Origin of the sequence: Kitasatospora sp. NPDC092286 (genome assembly GCF_044755565.1) — a bacterium.
Classification (GTDB): domain Bacteria; phylum Actinomycetota; class Actinomycetes; order Streptomycetales; family Streptomycetaceae; genus Kitasatospora.
The window spans coordinates 457785-475921 of record NZ_JBIVRD010000001.1 but is presented as its reverse complement, the minus strand read 5'-3'; the positions used below and the strand labels follow the sequence as shown (position 1 = coordinate 475921).

Annotated in this window: 14 protein-coding genes and 1 pseudogene; 3 read left to right on the top strand and 12 right to left on the bottom strand. The window is 70.5% G+C overall.

All coding sequences use genetic code 11. From position 1 onward, the window contains the following. The first annotated feature begins 31 nt into the window (after window positions 1–31). Window positions 32–964: an A/G-specific adenine glycosylase gene (locus ACIQIB_RS02285; RefSeq protein ID WP_400756259.1), complete on the top strand. Its 933-nt coding sequence runs from the start codon at window positions 32–34 to the stop codon at window positions 962–964. Between the two features lie 75 nt (window positions 965–1039). Here the strand turns inward: ACIQIB_RS02285 and ACIQIB_RS02280 are convergent, their stop codons facing one another. Further along, entirely contained in the window at window positions 1040–2656 is a 1617-nt protein-coding gene (locus tag ACIQIB_RS02280) for an MDR family MFS transporter (protein WP_400756257.1), read from the bottom strand. 232 nt (window positions 2657–2888) lie between these two features. On the opposite strand from ACIQIB_RS02280, the gene ACIQIB_RS02275 reads away from it, so the two are divergent. Continuing rightward, window positions 2889–3518, top strand: a complete 630-nt coding sequence (locus ACIQIB_RS02275) for a helix-turn-helix domain-containing protein (RefSeq protein WP_363606041.1) — start codon at window positions 2889–2891, stop codon at window positions 3516–3518. 168 nt (window positions 3519–3686) lie between these two features. Here the strand turns inward: ACIQIB_RS02275 and ACIQIB_RS02270 are convergent, their stop codons facing one another. Further along, window positions 3687–4619, bottom strand: a complete 933-nt coding sequence (locus tag ACIQIB_RS02270; RefSeq protein ID WP_400756256.1) for a M23 family metallopeptidase — start codon at window positions 4617–4619, stop codon at window positions 3687–3689. 348 nt (window positions 4620–4967) lie between these two features. On the opposite strand from ACIQIB_RS02270, the gene ACIQIB_RS02265 reads away from it, so the two are divergent. Then, window positions 4968–6137, top strand: coding sequence for a beta-eliminating lyase-related protein (locus tag ACIQIB_RS02265; RefSeq protein WP_363606038.1), 1170 nt, complete (start codon window positions 4968–4970; stop codon window positions 6135–6137). Between the two features lie 97 nt (window positions 6138–6234). Here ACIQIB_RS02265 and ACIQIB_RS02260 read toward each other — a convergent pair whose 3' ends face one another. From ACIQIB_RS02260 to nadC, 10 genes and pseudogenes are all read right to left on the bottom strand, one after another. After that, window positions 6235–8583, bottom strand: a complete 2349-nt coding sequence (locus ACIQIB_RS02260) for an immune inhibitor A domain-containing protein (RefSeq protein WP_400756255.1) — start codon at window positions 8581–8583, stop codon at window positions 6235–6237. A 352-nt stretch (window positions 8584–8935) separates the two neighbouring features. Next, a complete protein-coding gene (locus ACIQIB_RS02255; RefSeq protein ID WP_363606034.1) occupies window positions 8936–11455 on the bottom strand; it encodes an ATP-dependent Clp protease ATP-binding subunit in 2520 nt (839 codons plus the stop codon). A 635-nt stretch (window positions 11456–12090) separates the two neighbouring features. Further along, complete coding sequence (locus ACIQIB_RS02250) at window positions 12091–12441, bottom strand: Lsr2 family protein (protein ID WP_363606033.1); 351 nt, start codon at window positions 12439–12441, stop codon at window positions 12091–12093. Between the two features lie 92 nt (window positions 12442–12533). Next, window positions 12534–13070, bottom strand: coding sequence for an amino-acid N-acetyltransferase (locus ACIQIB_RS02245; RefSeq protein WP_363606031.1), 537 nt, complete (start codon window positions 13068–13070; stop codon window positions 12534–12536). 9 nt (window positions 13071–13079) lie between these two features. Further along, window positions 13080–13496 carry a BlaI/MecI/CopY family transcriptional regulator gene (locus tag ACIQIB_RS02240; RefSeq protein ID WP_363606030.1) on the bottom strand — a complete coding sequence of 139 codons (417 nt, stop codon included), beginning with the start codon at window positions 13494–13496 and terminating at the stop codon, window positions 13080–13082. A gap of 118 nt (window positions 13497–13614) precedes the next feature. Beyond that, the gene (locus tag ACIQIB_RS02235) at window positions 13615–13737 is read right to left on the bottom strand and encodes a hypothetical protein (protein ID WP_030304873.1); all 123 of its coding nucleotides are present in this window, start codon (window positions 13735–13737) and stop codon (window positions 13615–13617) included. Window positions 13738–13741: 4 nt separating this feature from the next. After that, window positions 13742–15286, bottom strand: a pseudogene (gene lysX / locus ACIQIB_RS02230) (bifunctional lysylphosphatidylglycerol synthetase/lysine--tRNA ligase LysX); the annotation flags it as partial. Window positions 15287–15412: 126 nt separating this feature from the next. Continuing rightward, complete coding sequence (locus ACIQIB_RS02225) at window positions 15413–16141, bottom strand: hypothetical protein (RefSeq protein ID WP_400756253.1); 729 nt, start codon at window positions 16139–16141, stop codon at window positions 15413–15415. 184 nt (window positions 16142–16325) lie between these two features. Further along, on the bottom strand, window positions 16326–17111 hold the full coding sequence (locus tag ACIQIB_RS02220) for a type III pantothenate kinase (RefSeq protein WP_363606025.1): 786 nt from the start codon (window positions 17109–17111) through the stop codon (window positions 16326–16328). A gap of 51 nt (window positions 17112–17162) precedes the next feature. After that, window positions 17163–18134 carry a carboxylating nicotinate-nucleotide diphosphorylase gene (nadC, locus tag ACIQIB_RS02215; RefSeq protein ID WP_400756252.1) on the bottom strand — a complete coding sequence of 324 codons (972 nt, stop codon included), beginning with the start codon at window positions 18132–18134 and terminating at the stop codon, window positions 17163–17165. Window positions 18135–18137: the final 3 nt, after the last annotated feature.

Sequence of the window (18137 nt, the reverse complement as noted above, 5' to 3'; positions counted from 1 at the left end):
GTGAGCGCGGTCGTGGGAGGATCGAAGGGCCATGGCTGCCATCACCGTCACCCCCGCCGTCCCCGCACCCGCCGCCGCCCCGTCGGCGCTGCCGCTGCCGGTGCTGCACTCGACCGTCCTCGGCTGGTACGAGGCCAACGCGCGCGATCTTCCGTGGCGGACGCCGGAGGCCTCGCCCTGGGCGGTGATGGTGAGCGAGTTCATGCTCCAGCAGACCCCGGTGAAGCGGGTGCTGCCCGCGTACCGGGCGTGGCTGGAGCGCTGGCCCACCCCCGCGGACCTGGCGGCGGACGCGCCCGGCGAGGCCGTCCGGATGTGGGGGCGACTGGGTTACCCCCGGCGGGCGCTGCGGCTGCACGCGGCGGCGGTGGCGATCACCGAGGGGCACGACGGCCAGGTGCCGGACGACCACGCGACGCTGCTCTCGCTGCCCGGGGTGGGGGAGTACACGGCGGCGGCGGTGGCCTCGTTCGCCTTCCGCCAGCGGCATGTGGTGCTGGACACCAACGTCCGCCGGGTCTTCGCCCGCGCCGTGACGGGCGTGGAGTACCCCGCGCAGGCCACCACGGCGGCCGAGCGGCGGACGGCGACCGCGCTGCTGCCGGACGCGGCCGAGACGGCGGCGACCTGGGCGGTCGGTGTGATGGAACTGGGCGCGCTGGTCTGCACCGCGCGCAGCCCCGAGTGCGGCGGCTGCCCGCTGTTCAGCCACTGCGCCTGGCAGCGGGCCGGCTGCCCGCCCTACGAGGGCCCGGCCCGGCGCGGCCAGTCGTACGAGGGCACCGACCGGCAGGTGCGCGGCAAGCTGCTGGCGGTGCTGCGGGACGCGCACGGCTCGGTGGAGCAGGCCCGGCTGGACGCCGTCTGGCCGGACGCGGTGCAGCGGGCCCGGGCGCTGGACGGGCTGGTGGCCGACGGCCTGGTCGAGCCGGTCGAGCAGGGTGTCTACCGCCTGCCGCAATGACGTGACGAACTCCGGGGCGGAGCCCGGAGAAAAAGAAATCCCCCCTCTCGGGTGAGAGGGGGGATTTGCGTAAGGTCAGATCGCCACTGCCTCGGCGTTGAGCTCGGCGGACTTCCCGCCGTCCTTCCCGTCCTCCGGCGGCGTCCCGGCGCCGCGCAGCGGCACCTCGCGCATGAAGACCGCGGCGGCGATCGCGATCACCGCGACCCCCGCGCCCCAGAGGAAGACGGTGTGCATGCCGTTGGCCACCGCGTGGTGGTAGGCGTCCTGGACCGGGGCGGGCAGCGCCCGGAGCGCGGCCGGGCTCATCTGGCCCGGGTCGGCCTGCGCGCCGCCGCCCGAGGCCGCGTCGCCGAGCCGCTCCTTCATGGTCGCGGTGACCCGGTTGTTGAACAGCGCGCCGAACAGCGCCACACCGAAGGAGCCGCCGATGGTGCGGAACAGGGTGGCGGTGGAGCTGGCCACGCCCATGTCCTTGAGCTCGACGCTGTTCTGCGCGACCAGCATGGTGATCTGCATCAGGAAGCCCATGCCGGCGCCCAGTACCACCATCCAGCAGGCGGAGGTGAAGCTGCTGGTCTCGGTGGAGAGGGTGGAGAGCAGCGCCATGCCGACGGTCATCACGATCGTGCCGATGATCGGGAAGATCCGGTACTTGCCGGTCTTGGTCACCGCCTGGCCGACCACCAGCGAGACCACCAGCATGCCGAACATCATCGGCATCAGCAGCAGGCCGGAGTTGGTGGCCGAGGCACCCTGCACGGTCTGCTGGTAGAGCGGCAGGAAGACGGTCGAGCCGAACATCACGAAGCCGACGATGAAGCCGATCAGCGAGACCAGGGTGAAGTTCAGGTTCTTGAACAGGTCGAGCGGGAGCATCGGCTCCTGGACCCGCTGCTCGACGTAGCAGAAGGCGATCAGGGTGGCGGCGGCGAGCGCGGCCAGGCCCAGGATCTGCTTGGAGCCCCAGGCGTACTCCTGGCCGCCCCAGGTGGTGATCAGGGTGAGGGAGGTGATGCCGGTGGTGAGCAGGACGGCGCCGAGGTAGTCGATCCGGGCCTTGCTGCGGACCTTCGGCAGCTTCAGGGTGACCATCACGACGGCGAGGGCGACGACGCCGAGCGGCAGGTTGATGTAGAAGGTCCAGTGCCAGCTCAGGTGGTCGGTGATGAAGCCGCCGACCAGCGGGCCGCCGATGGTCGCGAGCGCCATCACCGCGGCGAACATGCCCTGGTACTTGCCGCGGTCGCGCGGCGGGACCAGCGCGCCCATGATCGACATCACGCCGACCATCAGACCGCCGGCGCCGAGGCCCTGGAGGGCGCGGAAGCCGATCAGCTCGTTCATGTTCTGCGAGAGCCCGGAGAGGGCCGAGCCCGCCAGGAAGATCACGATCGAGGTGAGGAAGGTGCCCTTGCGGCCGTAGAGGTCGCCGATCTTGCCCCAGATCGGGGTGGAGGCGGCGGTGGCCAGGGTGTACGAGGTGACCACCCAGGACAGGTGCTCGGCACCGCCCAGGTCGCCGACGATCGTCGGCATCGCGGTGCCGACGATCAGGTTGTCGAGCATGGCCAGCAGCATGGTGACCACCAGGCCGACCATGACCAGGCGGATCTCGCGGGGTGACCGCGGCACCTCCTCCTCGGCCGTCCTCTTCTCCGGTGCCGGGTTGTCGGCCTTCGGTTGTGACATGGGTTCCGTGTCTCCCGGACTGGATGTTGGACGACCGTCGGGCCTGCAACGGCTTACTTACTTGTCGCCCGGCTAGTTTCCTGACCGTCGGCACGGTAGGTTGTTTACCAGCCGGGCGTCAAGCCAGTTTTCCCACGGATCTCCGGGCCAGGGAGAATGAGCCCGAGGCGGGCGCTCCGACCGGCGCCCGCCGAGCGCAGCAGCAGTCACCGACGCAGTCATGAGGCAGGCCATGGGCACCACGCACAGCCCCCGTAGCGACACCCGGGCCCGCATCATCGCGGTCGCACTGGAGCTCTTCGCCGAGCACGGCTACGAGCAGACCTCGCTGCGTGAGATCGCCGACCGGCTCGGTGTCACCAAGGCCGCGCTCTACTACCACTTCAAGACCAAGGACGACATCGTCCACGGCATCGTGCAGAGCATGGCCGCGCCGATCGACGACACCATCGCGTGGGGCCGCGAGCAGCCGTGGACGCCGGAGCTCCGGGACGAGCTGATCCGGCGGTTCGCGGCCGGAATGTCCGAGCGGGCGCCGCTGCTGCGGTTCTTCCACGAGAACCAGCCCGCGCTGCGCGAGTCGCCGGCCGGGCTGGAGTTCAAGGAGCGCATGGTCGCGATGATCCGGCTGGTGCACGGCCCGGACGCGAGCTTCCAGAACCGGCTGCGCGCCGCGATGTCGCTGTTCACCATCAACTCGGCGCTGTTCATGCTCAAGCAGGACATCTCCGAATGCCAGGCGGCGGACCACCCGCAGGACGGCGAGGCGAAGGTGGCCACCCTGGGGGAGGCCATGACGGCCGCGCAGCAGGTCGCGCTGGAGATCGGCGGCCTGATCGGCCACCCGGCCGCGCACGTCTGACCCGCCCGCGCCCGTCCGGTCCACACGCCCGGTCCACACGCCCGGTCCACACGTCCGACCCGCAGCCGGCTCGTGGCCGCCCGGGCCGCCCCGCGGCGGAGCACACCGAAGGGCGGCCCGACCGGCGAAAGCGCCGGTGACCGGGCCGCCCGGCCACCGGCGCGGTCGTCAGAACCCGGTGACCCCGTGCCCGGAGAGGTACGCGATCGGGTTGATCACCGCGCCGTAGTGGTTGCTGGCACGGATCTCGAAGTGCAGGTGGGGCCCGGTCGAGTTGCCGGTGTTCCCGGACCGGCCGATCTCCTCGGCCGCCGCCACCCGGTCGCCCGTCGACACCGAGACCGACGACAGGTGCGCGTACTGCGCGAAGCGCCCGTCCGCCAGCCGCAGGACGACCTCCTTGCCGTAGGCGCCGTCCCAGCCGGCCGAGACCACGGTGGCGTTCCCGACCGCGAGCAGCGGGGTGCCCGGGGCGACCGCGAAGTCCACCCCGGTGTGATAGCCGGCCGCGTACTCCGGGTTGGCCACGCCGTACGGGTTGCTGGTGGGCGCGCCGGGCACCGGGGCGGACCACTCCGGCGCGGGGGCGGGCGCCGGCTCCGGGGCCGGTTCGGGCGCGGGCGCCTGGTCCTCGGCGGGGGCCGGCTCGGCGGGCACCTCGACGGGTGGCTCGACGGGCAGGAGATTCGCGGCGACCGTCACGTACTCCTGTGCCGAGTCCTGCTCGTGCGGCAGCTTGTACGGGCTCGGCCCCGACACCTGGACCAGGCCTGGGGCGGGGGCCGCGCCCTGCGGGGCGGTGAAGGCCGAGCTGCCGGGGGTGGTGGGTATGACCGTCTGGGCCGAGGCGCTGCCCGGGGAAGCGACCAGCAGGGCGCCGGACAGTATCACCGCGGTGGCGCCGACCGCGGTGACGGTGCGGTGCCGGTCGTCCCAGAGCCGGGTGCCGGGCAGGGCGGGAGCGGGCGCCGCGAGTGCGCGCAGCGGTGCGGTATGGGTGCGGACGGCGCGGCCGAGCCTGGGCTGCCAGGCCGCCGCCTGGGCCGCCGTGCGGGCGGCGAGGCGGCGCAGAGCCGGCCCCATGGGCGGGACAGAGGACATCGGTAGCTCAACCTCACGAACGTACGGGGGCAGCACAGGGGCCCGTTCGGGCGTGCTGAGCGGGGGACCACTCAGGTTTAACCGTCACCGAGCGGAGTCCCAAACGGTGTGACCTACTACGGCGTGTAGTCAGCGTTGCGTCGGAGATTCAAGCCGACGGAGTAACGATCATGTGATCCGATCGTCAGTTCACGGCTTTCGTCGCCCCGGCCGGCCACCGCACCGCTCTACTACCGCCGCTCGTATCGGAGCGCGGCGCTGTGACCAGTGCCACCCGCCGCCGGGGTTTGGCCGTCCGCCCGTGTCCGCACCGCTGACCGGACGGTCCCGCTGCGGGACCATCAACGCATGTATGCCAATAGGAGCAAAGAGACCGAAGGCGGCGACCGGCAGAGCATCCAGGACCGCCGCTTCGCCGCACTGCGCGGCTGTGAGCGGCTGCTCTCCGGCGCCCGGCCGCAGAGCCTGCGCGACCGCCTCGCCGCCCTGGCCGAGGAGGGCGCGAGCGTGTACGACCTGGACCGCCGGCCGGACATGTACGGCGACGGCGTGGTCCGGACCCTGGAGTGCCGGATCGCCGGGCTGCTCGGCACCGAGGACGCGGCCTTCTTCCCCACCGGCACCATGGCGCAGCAGATCGCGCTGCGGATCCACGCCGAGGCCGCCGGGCTGCGGACCGTCGCGGCGCATCCGCTCGGCCACACCGAGCAGCACGAGCGGCACGCGCTCAGCGCCCTCAGCGGGCTGCGCAGCGTCTGGCCCACCATCGCGCCGCGTCTGCCCACGGTGGCCGAGCTCCGCGGCTTCGACGAGCCGTACGCCGCCATGATCCTGGAGCTGCCGTTGCGCGAGGCCGGGTTCGTCCTGCCGGACTGGGAGGAACTGGCGGCCGTCGCCGAGGTCGTCCGGGCGGAGCACGGCGCGGCGCTGCACCTCGACGGCGCCCGGATCTGGGAGTCGGTGGTCCATCTCGGCCGCCCGCTGCCGGAGATCGTCGCGCTGACCGACTCGGTCTACGTCTCCTTCTACAAGACCCTCGGCGGGCTCAGCGGCGCCGCGCTGGCCGGCGGGGCCGGCTTCGTCCGGACCGCCAGGACCTGGCGGCACCGGTACGGTGGCCAGCTCTTCCAGCAGTGGCCGGCCGCGCTGGCCGCGCTCGCCGGGCTGGATCGTGAACTGCCGCTCCTGGAGGGGTATGTGACGCATGCGAGGACCGTCGCGGCGGCCCTGGCCGAGGCGTTCGCGGCCGTGCCGGGGGCCCGGGTCCACCCGGCCCCGCCGCACACCCACCAGTTCCAGCTCTGGCTTCCCCACGCTCCCGGGGAGCTGGAGGAGGCGGGTCTGCGGCTGGCGGAGGAGTCGCGGACCGCGCTGTTCGGCGGCTGGCGCGAGAACGGCCTGCCGGGTCTGTCGATGACGGAGGTCACGGTGGCCGCCGACGCCCTGGAGTGGACGGCCGCGGACGTCGCCGAGGCCGCGGCGGCCTTCCTCGCCCTGCTGCCGCGCCGGTCGGCCTGAACAGACGTCCGGCCCGCCCCCGCGCGGTGCGGGGACGGGCCGGACAGGGTGTATCAGTGCTGCCTGGTCACAGGCTGATCGTCACTGCTCGGTTCGATCAGTTGTCGACGGGGCGGACGCGGATCCAGGTCTCGAGGTAGTTCGAGGACTCGTTCTCGACCTCGATGCTGGTGCCGGTCTTGGGGACGATGACGCTGCTGTACGGGTTGTCCGCCGACCAGTACGACTTCAGGTCGCTGAACGAGTCGATGCCCTTGGCCTTCGGGACGACCGTCTCGACGCCGTTCTTGTGCAGGGTCAGGCTGTCGACCTTGCGCGAGCCGAAGGTGGAGTCGTAGCCCTGGATGCGCGGGCGCATCAGGGTGCCGTCGTTCCACTTCAGCGGGGTCGGGTGCGAGTCGATCGGGAGGAGCAGGCCCGAACCCTTGTGGTTGGTGACGTTGTTGTCGCTCTGGGAGGTGTCCCACAGCCAGATCAGCAGACCGGCCTGGTAGGGGTAGTGCTCCACCCAGTTCGGCCTGTCGGCGAAGCCGAAGTTGTACGGGCCGGTCTTCAGGGTCCGGTCGTACGAGATCGGCTGACGGTTCTCGGCGATGTAGTACTGGGCGTAGTCCTGGGTGAACTTGCCGGTGGTCCGCGAGAAGCCGTTGGCGGTCCAGCCGTTGTCACCGTTCTCGGCACCGTCGGAGAAGACGGTGGCACCGTTGGCGGTGACGGCGATGTCGTCCAGGGCCAGGCCCTTGAGGTGCAGGCCGCCGTCCGTGGTGTTGTGGAAGCGGACCTTGATGGCCTTGCCGGCGTAGGCGTCCAGCGGGAAGACCAGGTCGCCCCACTTGTTGCCCGAGGTGCCGCTCAGGGCGGCGTTGTCGGCCGGGTCGTGCGGGAGGGCGACGCCGTTGAAGGTGCCGTCCAGGGCCTTCCAGGTGGCGCCACCGTCGGTGGAGACCTCGCCGTAGGCGTAGTCGAAGTCCTGCTCCAGCTCGTACCAGGCCTTCGCGGTGAGCGAGGCGGTGGTCTTGCCGGTCAGGTCGACGTCGCGGGTCAGCGTGACGTTCAGGTCGTCGGCGCTGCCGCTCCACCACTCGTTGGCACCCGCGTACGGGGTGTTGATCACGGTGGTGACGGGCTTCTTCGGGAGGTCGACGACCAGTGCCTGCGGCAGCTTGGTGTTGAACTCGACCGGGCCGATGTGGTGGGTCGACTCGGTGCTGGCCTTGGCCTTGTCGAACTTCAGCCAGCCGAGCTTGAGCTTGCTCCAGGCGTCGAGGTCGTTCGGCATGTCGCCGATCGAGTTCTTGCCCTCGCCGAGCCAGGAGCCGGAGGACATCAGCGACCAGAAGCCGACCGAGTTGTCGATTCCGCTGCCCGTGGTGTCGTACAGGTCCGGGAGGCCGAGGTCGTGACCGTACTCGTGGGCGAAGACACCGAGGCCGCCGTTCTCGGGCTGCATGGTGTAGTCGCCGATCCAGATGCCGGTGTCGCCGACCGGGGTGCCACCCAGCTTGTTGTCGGACGGGCCGGTGGAGCCGGCCTGGGTGCTGTAGACGTACGAGCGGTGGGCCCAGAGCGCGTCGGTGCCCTGCTTGCCACCGCCGGCCGACTGGTCCTCACCGGCGTGCACGATCTGGAAGTGGTCGATGTAACCGTCCGGCTCGTTGAAGTTGCCGTTGTGGTTGTAGTCGTACCGGTCCCACTGGTCGTACTGCGAGATCGTGGCCTTGATCTGAGCGTCCGTCTGGCCCTTGGCCTTCTGGTCGGCGACCCAGGCGTTGATGCCGTCGCGGATCAGGTCCTGCGCGTTGTTGCAGACGTGCTGGCCACAGAAGTCCGAGCCGTAACGGGCCTCGTTCCACGGCACCCGCACCCAGTCGGTGACCTGACCGTCCACCGAGTAGCGGCCCGAGGACTGCTTCTCGTAGTAGGTCTTCAGCGAGTCCTGGTTCTTGCTGAAGTACAGGTCCTGGTAGTGCTGCTGGTTGTAGTCGGCCTGCCACAGCGTCGAGTTGTTGGTGGCCGGGTCCGGCTTCTCGATCTGGTTGCGCTGCGGGCCGGGGGTGCCGCCGTACTTGATCTTGCCATCGGCGGTCTTGGTGGTGTTGTCCACCTGGTCGCTGAAGTCGACCAGGATGGTGAAGATCTTGTCCGTGCGCTCACGGGCGAGCTCGACGTACTTGTCCTTGCCGAGCTTGATGCTGCTGCCGCCGCCGTGCTGCTCGATCTTGGCGGTGCCGGCGAGCAGCTGCTCGGTGGCGAGCTTCTGCTCGGCCTCGACCTTCTCGGTCAGCGGGCCCGGAATGTTGTGATCAGTGCTGATCTGAACGGCGTCGGCCGGGTCGTTCGGGACGGGGGCAGAGCCGGCCGCGACGGCCATGCTCGGGAACAGCCCCGCGCCGAGCGCGGCTATGACCGCCCCGGCCGTGGCGGCCGCAGCGGCTTTCCTGGTCATCTTCAACGTTGTGACGTCCTCCCCAAACCGGTCCGGCTCTTGGCCTTCCGGTGAACCAATGAAAGACAGGTGGGACGTATTTGATCCAAGCGGGGGCGGAAAAGATAGACCTTGACCGTGACATGGCCACAGCGCTATGCTCCGCGACTCCCTATCAGCTGACGATCTGTCAATATCCGTAGCGTTAAAGTTGCCTTGAAATCCGGTCGCACGCACACCAGCCCCCGGCCGGGCCCGCCAGCTGCGACTTCGTGGGACGCGTCACGGCTTCCGCGATGCCACGCAAAACGGCCCGGGCCCCTGGCGCGAACGCCAGGGGCCCAGACCGTGTGCTGTTATCTGTTAACTGTTGCTACTTCGTCAGGTCCGGACCCGACGAGGCGACCGCGGCCGGAGTGTCCGCGACCGCGGACTTCTCCTCGCCCCGGAAGGTGAACTTCGCTTCCTTGCCCTCGCCCTCGACCCCGACGACCACGATGTGGCCGGCCCGCAGCTCGCCGAAGAGGATCTTCTCGGAGAGGTGGTCCTCGATCTCGCGCTGGATGGTGCGGCGCAGCGGACGGGCACCGAGCAGCGGGTCGTAGCCGCGCTTGGCCAGCAGCTTCTTGGCCTCGATGCTGAGCTCCAGGCCCATGTCACGGTCCCTGAGCCGACCGTCCACCTTGTCGATCATCAGGTCGACGATCTGGATGATGTCTTCCTCGGACAGCTGGTGGAAGACCACGATGTCGTCGACACGGTTCAGGAACTCGGGGCGGAAGTGCTGCTTGAGCTCCTCGCCGACCTTCGCCTTCATCCGCTCGTACCCGGTGGTGGAGTCGCCCGTGGCCGCGAAGCCCAGGTTGAACCCCTTGGAGATGTCCCGGGTGCCGAGGTTGGTCGTCATGATGATGACGGTGTTCTTGAAGTCGACCACGCGGCCCTGGGAGTCGGTCAGCCGACCGTCCTCCAGGATCTGCAGCAGCGAGTTGAAGATGTCCGGGTGGGCCTTCTCCACCTCGTCGAAGAGGACGACGGAGAACGGCTTGCGGCGCACCTTCTCGGTCAGCTGGCCGCCCTCCTCGTAGCCCACGTAGCCGGGGGGCGAACCGAAGAGCCGGGAGACGGTGTGCTTCTCCGAGAACTCGGACATGTCGAGCGAGATCAGTGCGTCCTCGTCGCCGAAGAGGAACTCGGCGAGCGTCTTGGACAGCTCGGTCTTACCGACACCGGACGGGCCGGCGAAGATGAACGAGCCGCCGGGGCGCTTCGGGTCCTTGAGGCCCGCGCGGGTGCGCCGGATGGCCTGGGAGAGCGCCTTGATGGCGTCCTTCTGGCCGATGACGCGCTTGTGCAGCTCGTCCTCCATGCGCAGCAGCCGCGAGGACTCCTCCTCGGTGAGCTTGAAGACCGGGATGCCGGTGGCGGTGGCCAGGACCTCGGCGATGAGCTCCTCGTCCACCTCCGCGACGACGTCCATGTCGCCGGCCTTCCACTCCTTCTCGCGCTTGGTCTTGGCCTGCAGGAGCTGCTTCTCGTCGTCGCGCAGGGACGCGGCCTTCTCGAAGTCCTGCGCGTCGATCGCGCTCTCCTTCTCGCGGCGCACGTCGGCGATCTTCTCGTCGAACTCGCGCAGGTCCGGCGGCGCGGTCATCCGGCGGATGCGCATGCGCGAACCGGCCTCGTCGATCAGGTCGATGGCCTTGTCCGGCAGGAAGCGGTCCGAGATGTACCGGTCGGCCAGGGTGGCGGCGGCGACCAGGGCGGCGTCCGTGATGGAGACCCGGTGATGGGCCTCGTAGCGGTCGCGCAGACCCTTGAGGATCTCGATGGTGTGCGGCAGCGAGGGCTCGGCGACCTGGATCGGCTGGAAGCGGCGCTCCAGCGCGGCGTCCTTCTCCAGGTGCTTGCGGTACTCGTCCAGGGTGGTGGCACCGATGGTCTGCAGCTCGCCGCGGGCCAGCATCGGCTTGAGGATGCTGGCGGCGTCGATGGCGCCCTCGGCGGCGCCCGCGCCGACCAGGGTGTGCAGCTCGTCGATGAACAGGATGATGTCGCCGCGGGTGCGGATCTCCTTGAGGACCTTCTTCAGGCGCTCCTCGAAGTCACCGCGGTAGCGGGAGCCGGCCACCAGGGCGCCCAGGTCCAGCGTGTAGAGCTGCTTGTCCTTGAGCGTCTCCGGGACCTCGCCCTTGACGATCGCCTGGGCCAGGCCCTCCACCACGGCCGTCTTGCCGACGCCGGGCTCACCGATCAGCACGGGGTTGTTCTTGGTGCGGCGGGACAGCACCTGCATGACCCGCTCGATTTCCTTCTCGCGCCCGATCACCGGGTCGAGCTTGGCCTCGCGGGCGGCCTGGGTGAGGTTGCGGCCGAACTGGTCCAGGACCAGCGAGGTCGACGGGGTGCCCTCGGCGGGCCCGCCGGCCGTGGCCGACTCCTTGCCGCCCCCGGTCTGGTAGCCGGAGAGCAGCTGGATGACCTGCTGGCGCACCCGGTTGAGGTCGGCGCCGAGCTTCACCAGGACCTGGGCGGCGACGCCCTCGCCCTCGCGGATGAGGCCGAGCAGGATGTGCTCGGTGCCGATGTAGTTGTGACCGAGCTGCAGGGCCTCCCGGAGCGACAGCTCCAGGACCTTCTTCGCCCGGGGGGTGAAGGGAATGTGACCGGACGGGGCCTGCTGGCCCTGGCCGATGATCTCCTCGACCTGCTGGCGAACGGCCTCAAGAGAAATCCCGAGGCTCTCCAGGGCCTTAGCGGCGACACCCTCACCCTCGTGGATCAGACCCAGGAGGATGTGCTCGGTGCCGATGTAGTTGTGGTTGAGCATCCGGGCTTCTTCCTGAGCCAGGACGACAACCCGCCGCGCGCGGTCGGTGAACCTCTCGAACATCGTTTATCGCTCCTCAGAGCGGTCGGGCAGTTCGGGGTCGGTCCCCGCCCTGTCCTTCCGCATGCTAGTCCCGCTCAGCGGCGCGGCCCACGGATTCACTCCCCGCTACGGGAGCGAGATGCTGCGCGACCAGCCGACACCAATCCCAACCTGATGCTGGGAGACGGTGTTCCCACAGGTGGGCCGGATGCACCGGATACCGCTACGCCATCGGCGAACAACACCTGCCTCGGCGCAGCCGGACGGCCCCCGGCCGGTCACGCGTACTGCCCCGGGCGGGGTACACGACCCCGTCCACCGGCATTCATACCCGGTATCGGGGTGGTTCTCGCGCAGTTTCCGTGGCGATGGTGTTCGCCTGGCGAGAAGTCGGCCGGCGGTGACGGTGGTTCAGCCGCGGCCGTCGCACCGTCCCGGTGGTGTCCGCGTTACCGCTTCGCCCTTACAGCGTTGCACGGCTCGTGATTGTTCCGCCGCCCGAGCCGGTGCCCCGGACGCCCGGGCCGGCGGCGGGCACCGGGGGCGCACCGCGGGGCGCGGAGGAGATTCCCCCCGCGCCCCGCACGTGTGCCGTGTGACGTCTCACGCGGCCGCCGGAGCCCCGCATCCGCTCCGGCGGTCGGACGGCGCCGGAATCAGGACGCGTTGGCCTTGTCGTAGGCCTCGCGGACGGTGCTCGGCACCCGGCCGCGGTCGTTGACCTCCAGGCCCTGCTCCTTGGCCCACGCGCGGATCTTGGCGGTGTCCGGAGCGCTGCCGGACGGGCGCGGTGCCGTGCCGCGGCCGGGGCGCCGGGCGCCGGCCAGCCGGCCGCTCTGCTTGCGGCCCTTCTCCACATACGGCGCCAGCAGACCGCGCAGCTTGTCCGCGTTGGCGCTCTTCAGGTCGATCTCGTAGGCAACGCCGTCGAGCGCGAACGTCACCGTCTCGTCCGCCGAACCACCGTCGAGATCGTCTTCAAGAATGACCTGCACCCTCTGTGCCACGGGCTTCCCTTTCCGTTAAACGACCCATTGCCTAAGGAAAGGAAAGCGCCTTTCCCCGGAAAACACAAACCCCTGACCGCGCCGGGAGCCGCTCAGAGGTGCAGCAGCATGCGTGAGTTGCCCAGTGTGTTGGGCTTCACCCGCTCCAGGTCCAGGAACTCCGCGACACCTTCATCGTACGAGCGGAGAAGTTCTTCATAGACATCCGTAGCGACCGCCGCCGGGTCTGTCGTACCATCATCGGTTTCCTGGAGCTCATCGATCTCGACGAAACCGTGTTTCGCGAAGAAGGGCACCTCGAACGTCAAGCAGAAAATCCGACGGACGCCGAGCCAGCGCGCGGTCTGCAGCAGCTTCTCCAGAAGGAGGTGTCCCACCCCGTGTCCGCGGCAGGACGGATCCACCGCGAGTGTGCGCACCTCGGCGAGGTCTTCCCACATCACGTGCAGCGCGCCGCAGGCCACCACGGCCCCGTTGTCGTCGCGTTCCGCGACCCAGAACTCCTGGACGGATTCGAACAGGGTGACGGTGGGCTTGTCGAGCAGAATGCCGTCGCGTGAGTAGGCGTCGATGAGCCCGCGTACGGCCCGCACGTCCGTGGTCCGCGCCCGGCGGATGGTGACCTCCATGGCGGGACGCTATCGCGTCGGGCCCGGCGCGGTCTCCTCGGTATCCGGGCTATCCGGATCGGGCGGGAACAGAGCGGCCACCCGCAACGCGTCGCGGAGTGCCTCCCGTTGCTCGGGGGACATCAGGCCGAAGAAGTGCACCAGGGCCGCCGCGGGATTGTCACTGGTGGCCCAGGCATCGTTCATCAGGGCCGCCGTGTAGGCCTCGCGGGACGAGACCGGCTCATATCGATAGGCCCGTCCGGCGCGCTCGCGGCGCAGCCAGCCCTTTCTGTGGAGCTTGTCGAGGACGGTCATCACGGTGGTGTACGCGATATCGCGTTCCGACTGCAGATCCACGAGAACCTCGCGAACCGTCACCGGTCGGTTCCACTGCCACACCCGGGTCATGATGGCGTTCTCAAGTTCGCCGAGTTGCCGGACCATAGTGCGGCCAGGATAGGGAGTGAATGGGGCAAATCTTGTGAAGTACCGCCAAACCGGCGCGCCGCCACCCCCGGAATCGGGAATGGCGGCGCGGTGGTGTTCGCGGACGGCCGACAGGTCAGTCGGCCAGATCCTCCTTGGCCTTCTGGGCTCCGCCCTGGCTGCGGATGATGGCCCGCACCAGGAAGCCGAAGCCGATCGCCATGACCAGCGGCGGGACGATCGCGCTGACGTAGTCCATCAGGTCACTCCTCCTCGGTCTTCTCCGCCGCGGTGGCGGCGGACGCCTTGGGTTCCGGCTTCACCAGCGGGAAGAGCACGGTCTCCCGGATGTTCTTGCCGGTGAGCAGCATGATCAGGCGGTCCACCCCGAGGCCGAGGCCGCCGGTGGGCGGCATCGCGTACTCCAGGGCCCGCAGGAAGTCCTCGTCGACCTGCATCGCCTCGACGTCGCCGCCGGCCGCCAGCAGGGACTGCGCGGTGAGGCGGGCCCGCTGCTCGACCGGGTCGACCAGCTCGGAGTAGGCGGTGCCGATCTCGGTGCCGAAGATCACCAGGTCCCACTTCTCGGCCACGCCCGGGACCGAGCGGTGCTGGCGGGTCAGCGGGGAGACCTCGGTCGGGTAGTCCTTGATGAAGGTCGGCCGGACGGCGTTCTCCTCCAGCAGGCGCTCGACCATCTCCAGCACGATCTGACCGTGGCCCCAGTCCTTCTCGAACGGGATGCCGTGCTCGGCGGCCAGCTCGCGCAGCTCCTCCACCGAGGTCTCCGGGGTGACCTCGGTGTCCAGGCGGGCGGAGATGCCCGGGTAGACGCCGACCTCGTCCCACGGCTCGGCCAGGTCGATCTCGTGCTCGACGCCGTGCGGGTCGAGGCCGCGGATCACCGTGGTGCCCAGCGCGTCCCGGGCGGCGTTGACGATCGTCGCCCGGATCAGCTCGGCCTGGGTGTCGTAGTCGCCGTAGGCCTCGTACGACTCCAGCGAGGTGAACTCGGGGTTGTGGGTGGAGTCCGCGCCCTCGTTGCGGAAGTTGCGGTTGATCTCGAAGACCTTCTCCGCGCCGCCGACCACCAGCCGCTTGAGGTACAGCTCCGGGGCGATCCGCATGAAGAGGTCGATGTCGTACGCGTTGATGTGGGTCTTGAACGGGCGGGCGTTGGCGCCGCCGTGCACCGGCTGCAGCATCGGGGTCTCGACCTCGATGTAGCCGCGCTCCTCGTAGGTGCGGCGGATCGAGCGGACCACCTTGCTGCGCAGGTGCAGGATCTCGCGGGCCTCGGGGTTGACGATCAGGTCGACGTACCGCTGGCGGACCCGGGCCTCCGGGTCGGTCAGGCCCTTGTGCTTGTCCGGCAGCGGGCGCAGGCACTTGGCGGTGAGCGCCCAGCGGTCCACCATCACCGACAGCTCGCCGCGGCGGGAGGTGATCACCTCGCCCTCGACGCCGACCTGGTCGCCCAGGTCGATGTCCGACTTCCAGGCCGCCAGCCGCTCCTCGCCCAGCTTGTCCAGGGAGAACATCACCTGGAGGTCGCCGGTCCCGTCGCGCAGCGTGGCGAAGCAGAGCTTGCCGCCGGTGCGGGAGAGGATCACCCGGCCGGTGATGCCGACCCGCTCGCCGGTCGCGGTGTCCGGGGCCAGGTCGGGGTGCTTGGCGCGGAGATCCGCGATGGTGCTGGTGCGGGGGAAGCCGACCGGGTACGGGTCGACGCCGGCCGCCCGGAGCCGGTCGAGCTTCTCGCGCCGGACGCGCATCTGCTCGGGAAGGTCGTCGGTCGCGGGGATGGGGCTCTGATCGCTCACCCCACAAGGGTAGCCAGCCCCCGCCGGTGCTCCGCCACGGGATATCCGCGTCGCACGCCGAAGGGGGAGACCGCGGGTGCGGTCTCCCCCTTCGGCGGGTGCGGCGGACGGTCAGCCGGTGCCGGTGGCGAGCTCCAGTTCCTCCGGGCCGTCGGTCGGCGGAGCCGGGCGGACCGGGGGCTTGGGGCGGCGGCCGAAGAGCTCGGCGGGGGTGGGCATCCGGTGGGGGCGGGGCTCGGTCGGGGGAGCGGCGGGCTGCTCGGCGGGGGAGTCGGTGCTGCTCATCGGAATCCGTCCTCCAACAGGGGTGGGGAGACTGCGCAGGGGTGCGGCAGGACTCGGTACGGCCATGAGGTGGCGCTGGCCGGTGGTGAGGGCGAGCCGCTCGCGGACGGCGGCCTCGGCCAGCGCGTGGCAGCGCCCGGCGAGCCGGGAACGGCGGACCCGCTCGCCGTGGCCGCACGGCTGACGGGTCAGGCCGCGCAGCGCGGTGAGGTCCTCGGGCCCGGGCAGGTAGCCGTCGGCCACGGCCTCCTCCAGACGTTCCAGGTAGCCGCTGGCGCTGCCGGGCAGCGCCGACCGGTACCGGCCGAGGTCGGCGAGGAGGAAGGCGCGGAGCCGGCCGCCTTCCTGGACGGCTTCGTCGATCGCCTCGGTCAGGCGCAGTGCGTCCTGGACGTCCTCCGCCCACAGTTCGGCGCCCGCGCCGACGAACGGCAGCGGTCCTTGGAGGTGGACGGGTACGGCGGGGTGCAGGGCTTGGGCGAGGGCGCGGCGCAGCACGCGGACTTCGTCGGCGCTGAAGGCCATGCCGCCGCGCGATCCGTGTGGCGTAGGCATGGGCTGACACTACGTGAGGAATATCCGATTTGTCGGTAGCGTCGCGCCGAATCCGCACGTTCGGCCCGGTGCCGGGGGTCCGGGCCGCGGGTGAGGTGCCCCGTTCGCCGGGATGTGGCGCCCGCCACACGCCGATGGCGTGTCCGCGGGGGGACACGCCATCGGGTGAAGCGGCGGGAGGGCCTCAGCTGGGGCGGTTGCGCTCGTACACCAGGCGCAGGCCGATCAGGGTCAGCCAGGGCTCGTGGACGTCGATGGTGGTCGCCTCGCCGAGGACCAGCGGGGCGAGCCCGCCGGTGGCGATGACCTGGACGTCGTCCGGGTCCTTGGCGAGCTCGCGGGCCATCCGGTCGACCAGGCCGTCGACCTGGCCGGCGAAGCCGTAGAGGATGCCGGACTGCATGCCCTCGACGGTGTTCTTGCCGATCACGTTCCGCGGCCGGGCGAGCTCGATCTTGCGCAGCTGGGCGCCGCGGACACCGAGCGCCTCCACCGAGATCTCGATGCCGGGGGCGATCGCCCCGCCGACGTAGTCGCCGCGGGCGCTCACCGCGTCGAAGGTGGTGGCGGTCCCGAAGTCGACCACGATGCACGGGCCGCCGTACAGGTGGTTGGCGGCCAGCGCGTTGACGATCCGGTCGGCGCCGACCTCCTTGGGGTTGTCCATCAGGACGTGCACGCCGGTCTTGACCCCCGGCTCCACGATCACCGTGGGGACGTCGCCGTAGTAGCGGCGGGCCATCTCACGGAGCTCGTGGAGCACGGCGGGGACCGAGGAGCAGATCGCCAGGCCCTCCACCGCGGCCTCGGCGACCGCGGTGTGGGCGCCCATCAGGCCCTGCAGAAGCACCGCCAGCTCGTCGGCCGTACGGCGTGGATCGGTGGAGATCCGCCAGTGCTCGACCACCTCCTCGCCGTCGAACAGGCCGAGCGTGGTCTGGGTGTTGCCGACGTCGATCGTGAGCAGCATGGGGTGCTTTCTGCGGGTCGGAGCGGGCGGGGTCGAGCTGACCGACAAGCCCTAGGCGCGCAGGTCCAGGCCGATGTCCAGGATCGGCGAGGAGTGCGTGAGCGCGCCCACGGCCAGGTAGTCGACACCAGTCTGGGCGACCTCGCGCGCGGTGGCCAGGGTCAGACCGCCGGACGCCTCCAGCCGGGCCCGGCCGGCCACCAGGTCGACGGCCTCCTTCAGCCGCGGGACGGTGAAGTTGTCCAGCAGGATCAGGTCGGCCCCGGCCTCCAGGACCGGCGGGATCTGCTCCAGGGTGTCCACCTCGACCTCGACCGGCAGCTCCGGGTAGGCGGCCCGGACGGCCCGGAAGGCCTCGGCCACACCGCCGGCCGCCACCACGTGGTTGTCCTTGACCAGGGCGGCGTCGGAGAGCGCCATCCGGTGGTTGGCGCCGCCGCCGCAGCGCACCGCGTACTTCTGCAGCGCGCGCAGGCCCGGGGTGGTCTTGCGGGTGTCGCGGACCACCGCGCCGGTGCCCTCCAGGGCGTCCGCCCAGGCGCGGGTGGCGGTGGCGATGCCGGAGAGGTGGCAGAGCAGGTTGAGCGCGCTGCGCTCGGCGGTCAGCAGGTCGCGGGTACGGCTGCGGACCGAGAGCAGCACCTGGCCGGCCTCGACCCGGTCGCCGTCCCGGACGTGCCGCTCGACCTCGAACTCCTCCTCGCAGACCAGCGAGACGACGGCCTCGGCGATCCGCAGGCCGGCCACCACGCCCGCCTCGCGGGCGGTGAAGTCGGCGGTGGCGACGGCGTCGGCGGGCACGGTGGCGACCGAGGTGACGTCCTCGCCGCCGGCCAGGTCCTCGGCCAGCGCCAGGGTGGCGATGTCCTCGACCTCGACCGGGTCCAGCCCGGCCTCCTCCAGCAGCTCGGCGAGCTGCGGGTCCAGGCCGGTCTCGTAGCCCTCGCCGTCCCCGCAGGCGCAGCCGTCGCCGCAACCGCCCTGGGAGTCGGCCAGGGGGAGTTCCTCGTGGGAGTGGGTCATGGT

Excerpts from the sequence above, each read along its gene's own strand:
- ACIQIB_RS02285 (WP_400756259.1), top strand. The coding sequence starts at position 32 with ATGGCTGCCATCACCGTCACCCCCGCCGTCCCCGCACCCGCCGCCGCC.
- ACIQIB_RS02280 (WP_400756257.1), bottom strand. The coding sequence starts at position 2,656 with ATGTCACAACCGAAGGCCGACAACCCGGCACCGGAGAAGAGGACGGCC.
- ACIQIB_RS02275 (WP_363606041.1), top strand. The coding sequence starts at position 2,889 with ATGGGCACCACGCACAGCCCCCGTAGCGACACCCGGGCCCGCATCATC.
- ACIQIB_RS02270 (WP_400756256.1), bottom strand. The coding sequence starts at position 4,619 with ATGTCCTCTGTCCCGCCCATGGGGCCGGCTCTGCGCCGCCTCGCCGCC.
- ACIQIB_RS02265 (WP_363606038.1), top strand. The coding sequence starts at position 4,968 with ATGTATGCCAATAGGAGCAAAGAGACCGAAGGCGGCGACCGGCAGAGC.
- ACIQIB_RS02260 (WP_400756255.1), bottom strand. The coding sequence starts at position 8,583 with ATGACCAGGAAAGCCGCTGCGGCCGCCACGGCCGGGGCGGTCATAGCC.
- ACIQIB_RS02255 (WP_363606034.1), bottom strand. The coding sequence starts at position 11,455 with ATGTTCGAGAGGTTCACCGACCGCGCGCGGCGGGTTGTCGTCCTGGCT.
- ACIQIB_RS02245 (WP_363606031.1), bottom strand. The coding sequence starts at position 13,070 with ATGGAGGTCACCATCCGCCGGGCGCGGACCACGGACGTGCGGGCCGTA.
- ACIQIB_RS02240 (WP_363606030.1), bottom strand. The coding sequence starts at position 13,496 with ATGGTCCGGCAACTCGGCGAACTTGAGAACGCCATCATGACCCGGGTG.
- ACIQIB_RS02235 (WP_030304873.1), bottom strand. The coding sequence starts at position 13,737 with ATGGACTACGTCAGCGCGATCGTCCCGCCGCTGGTCATGGCGATCGGC.
- ACIQIB_RS02225 (WP_400756253.1), bottom strand. The coding sequence starts at position 16,141 with ATGCCTACGCCACACGGATCGCGCGGCGGCATGGCCTTCAGCGCCGAC.
- ACIQIB_RS02220 (WP_363606025.1), bottom strand. The coding sequence starts at position 17,111 with ATGCTGCTCACGATCGACGTCGGCAACACCCAGACCACGCTCGGCCTG.
- nadC (WP_400756252.1), bottom strand. The coding sequence starts at position 18,134 with ATGACCCACTCCCACGAGGAACTCCCCCTGGCCGACTCCCAGGGCGGT.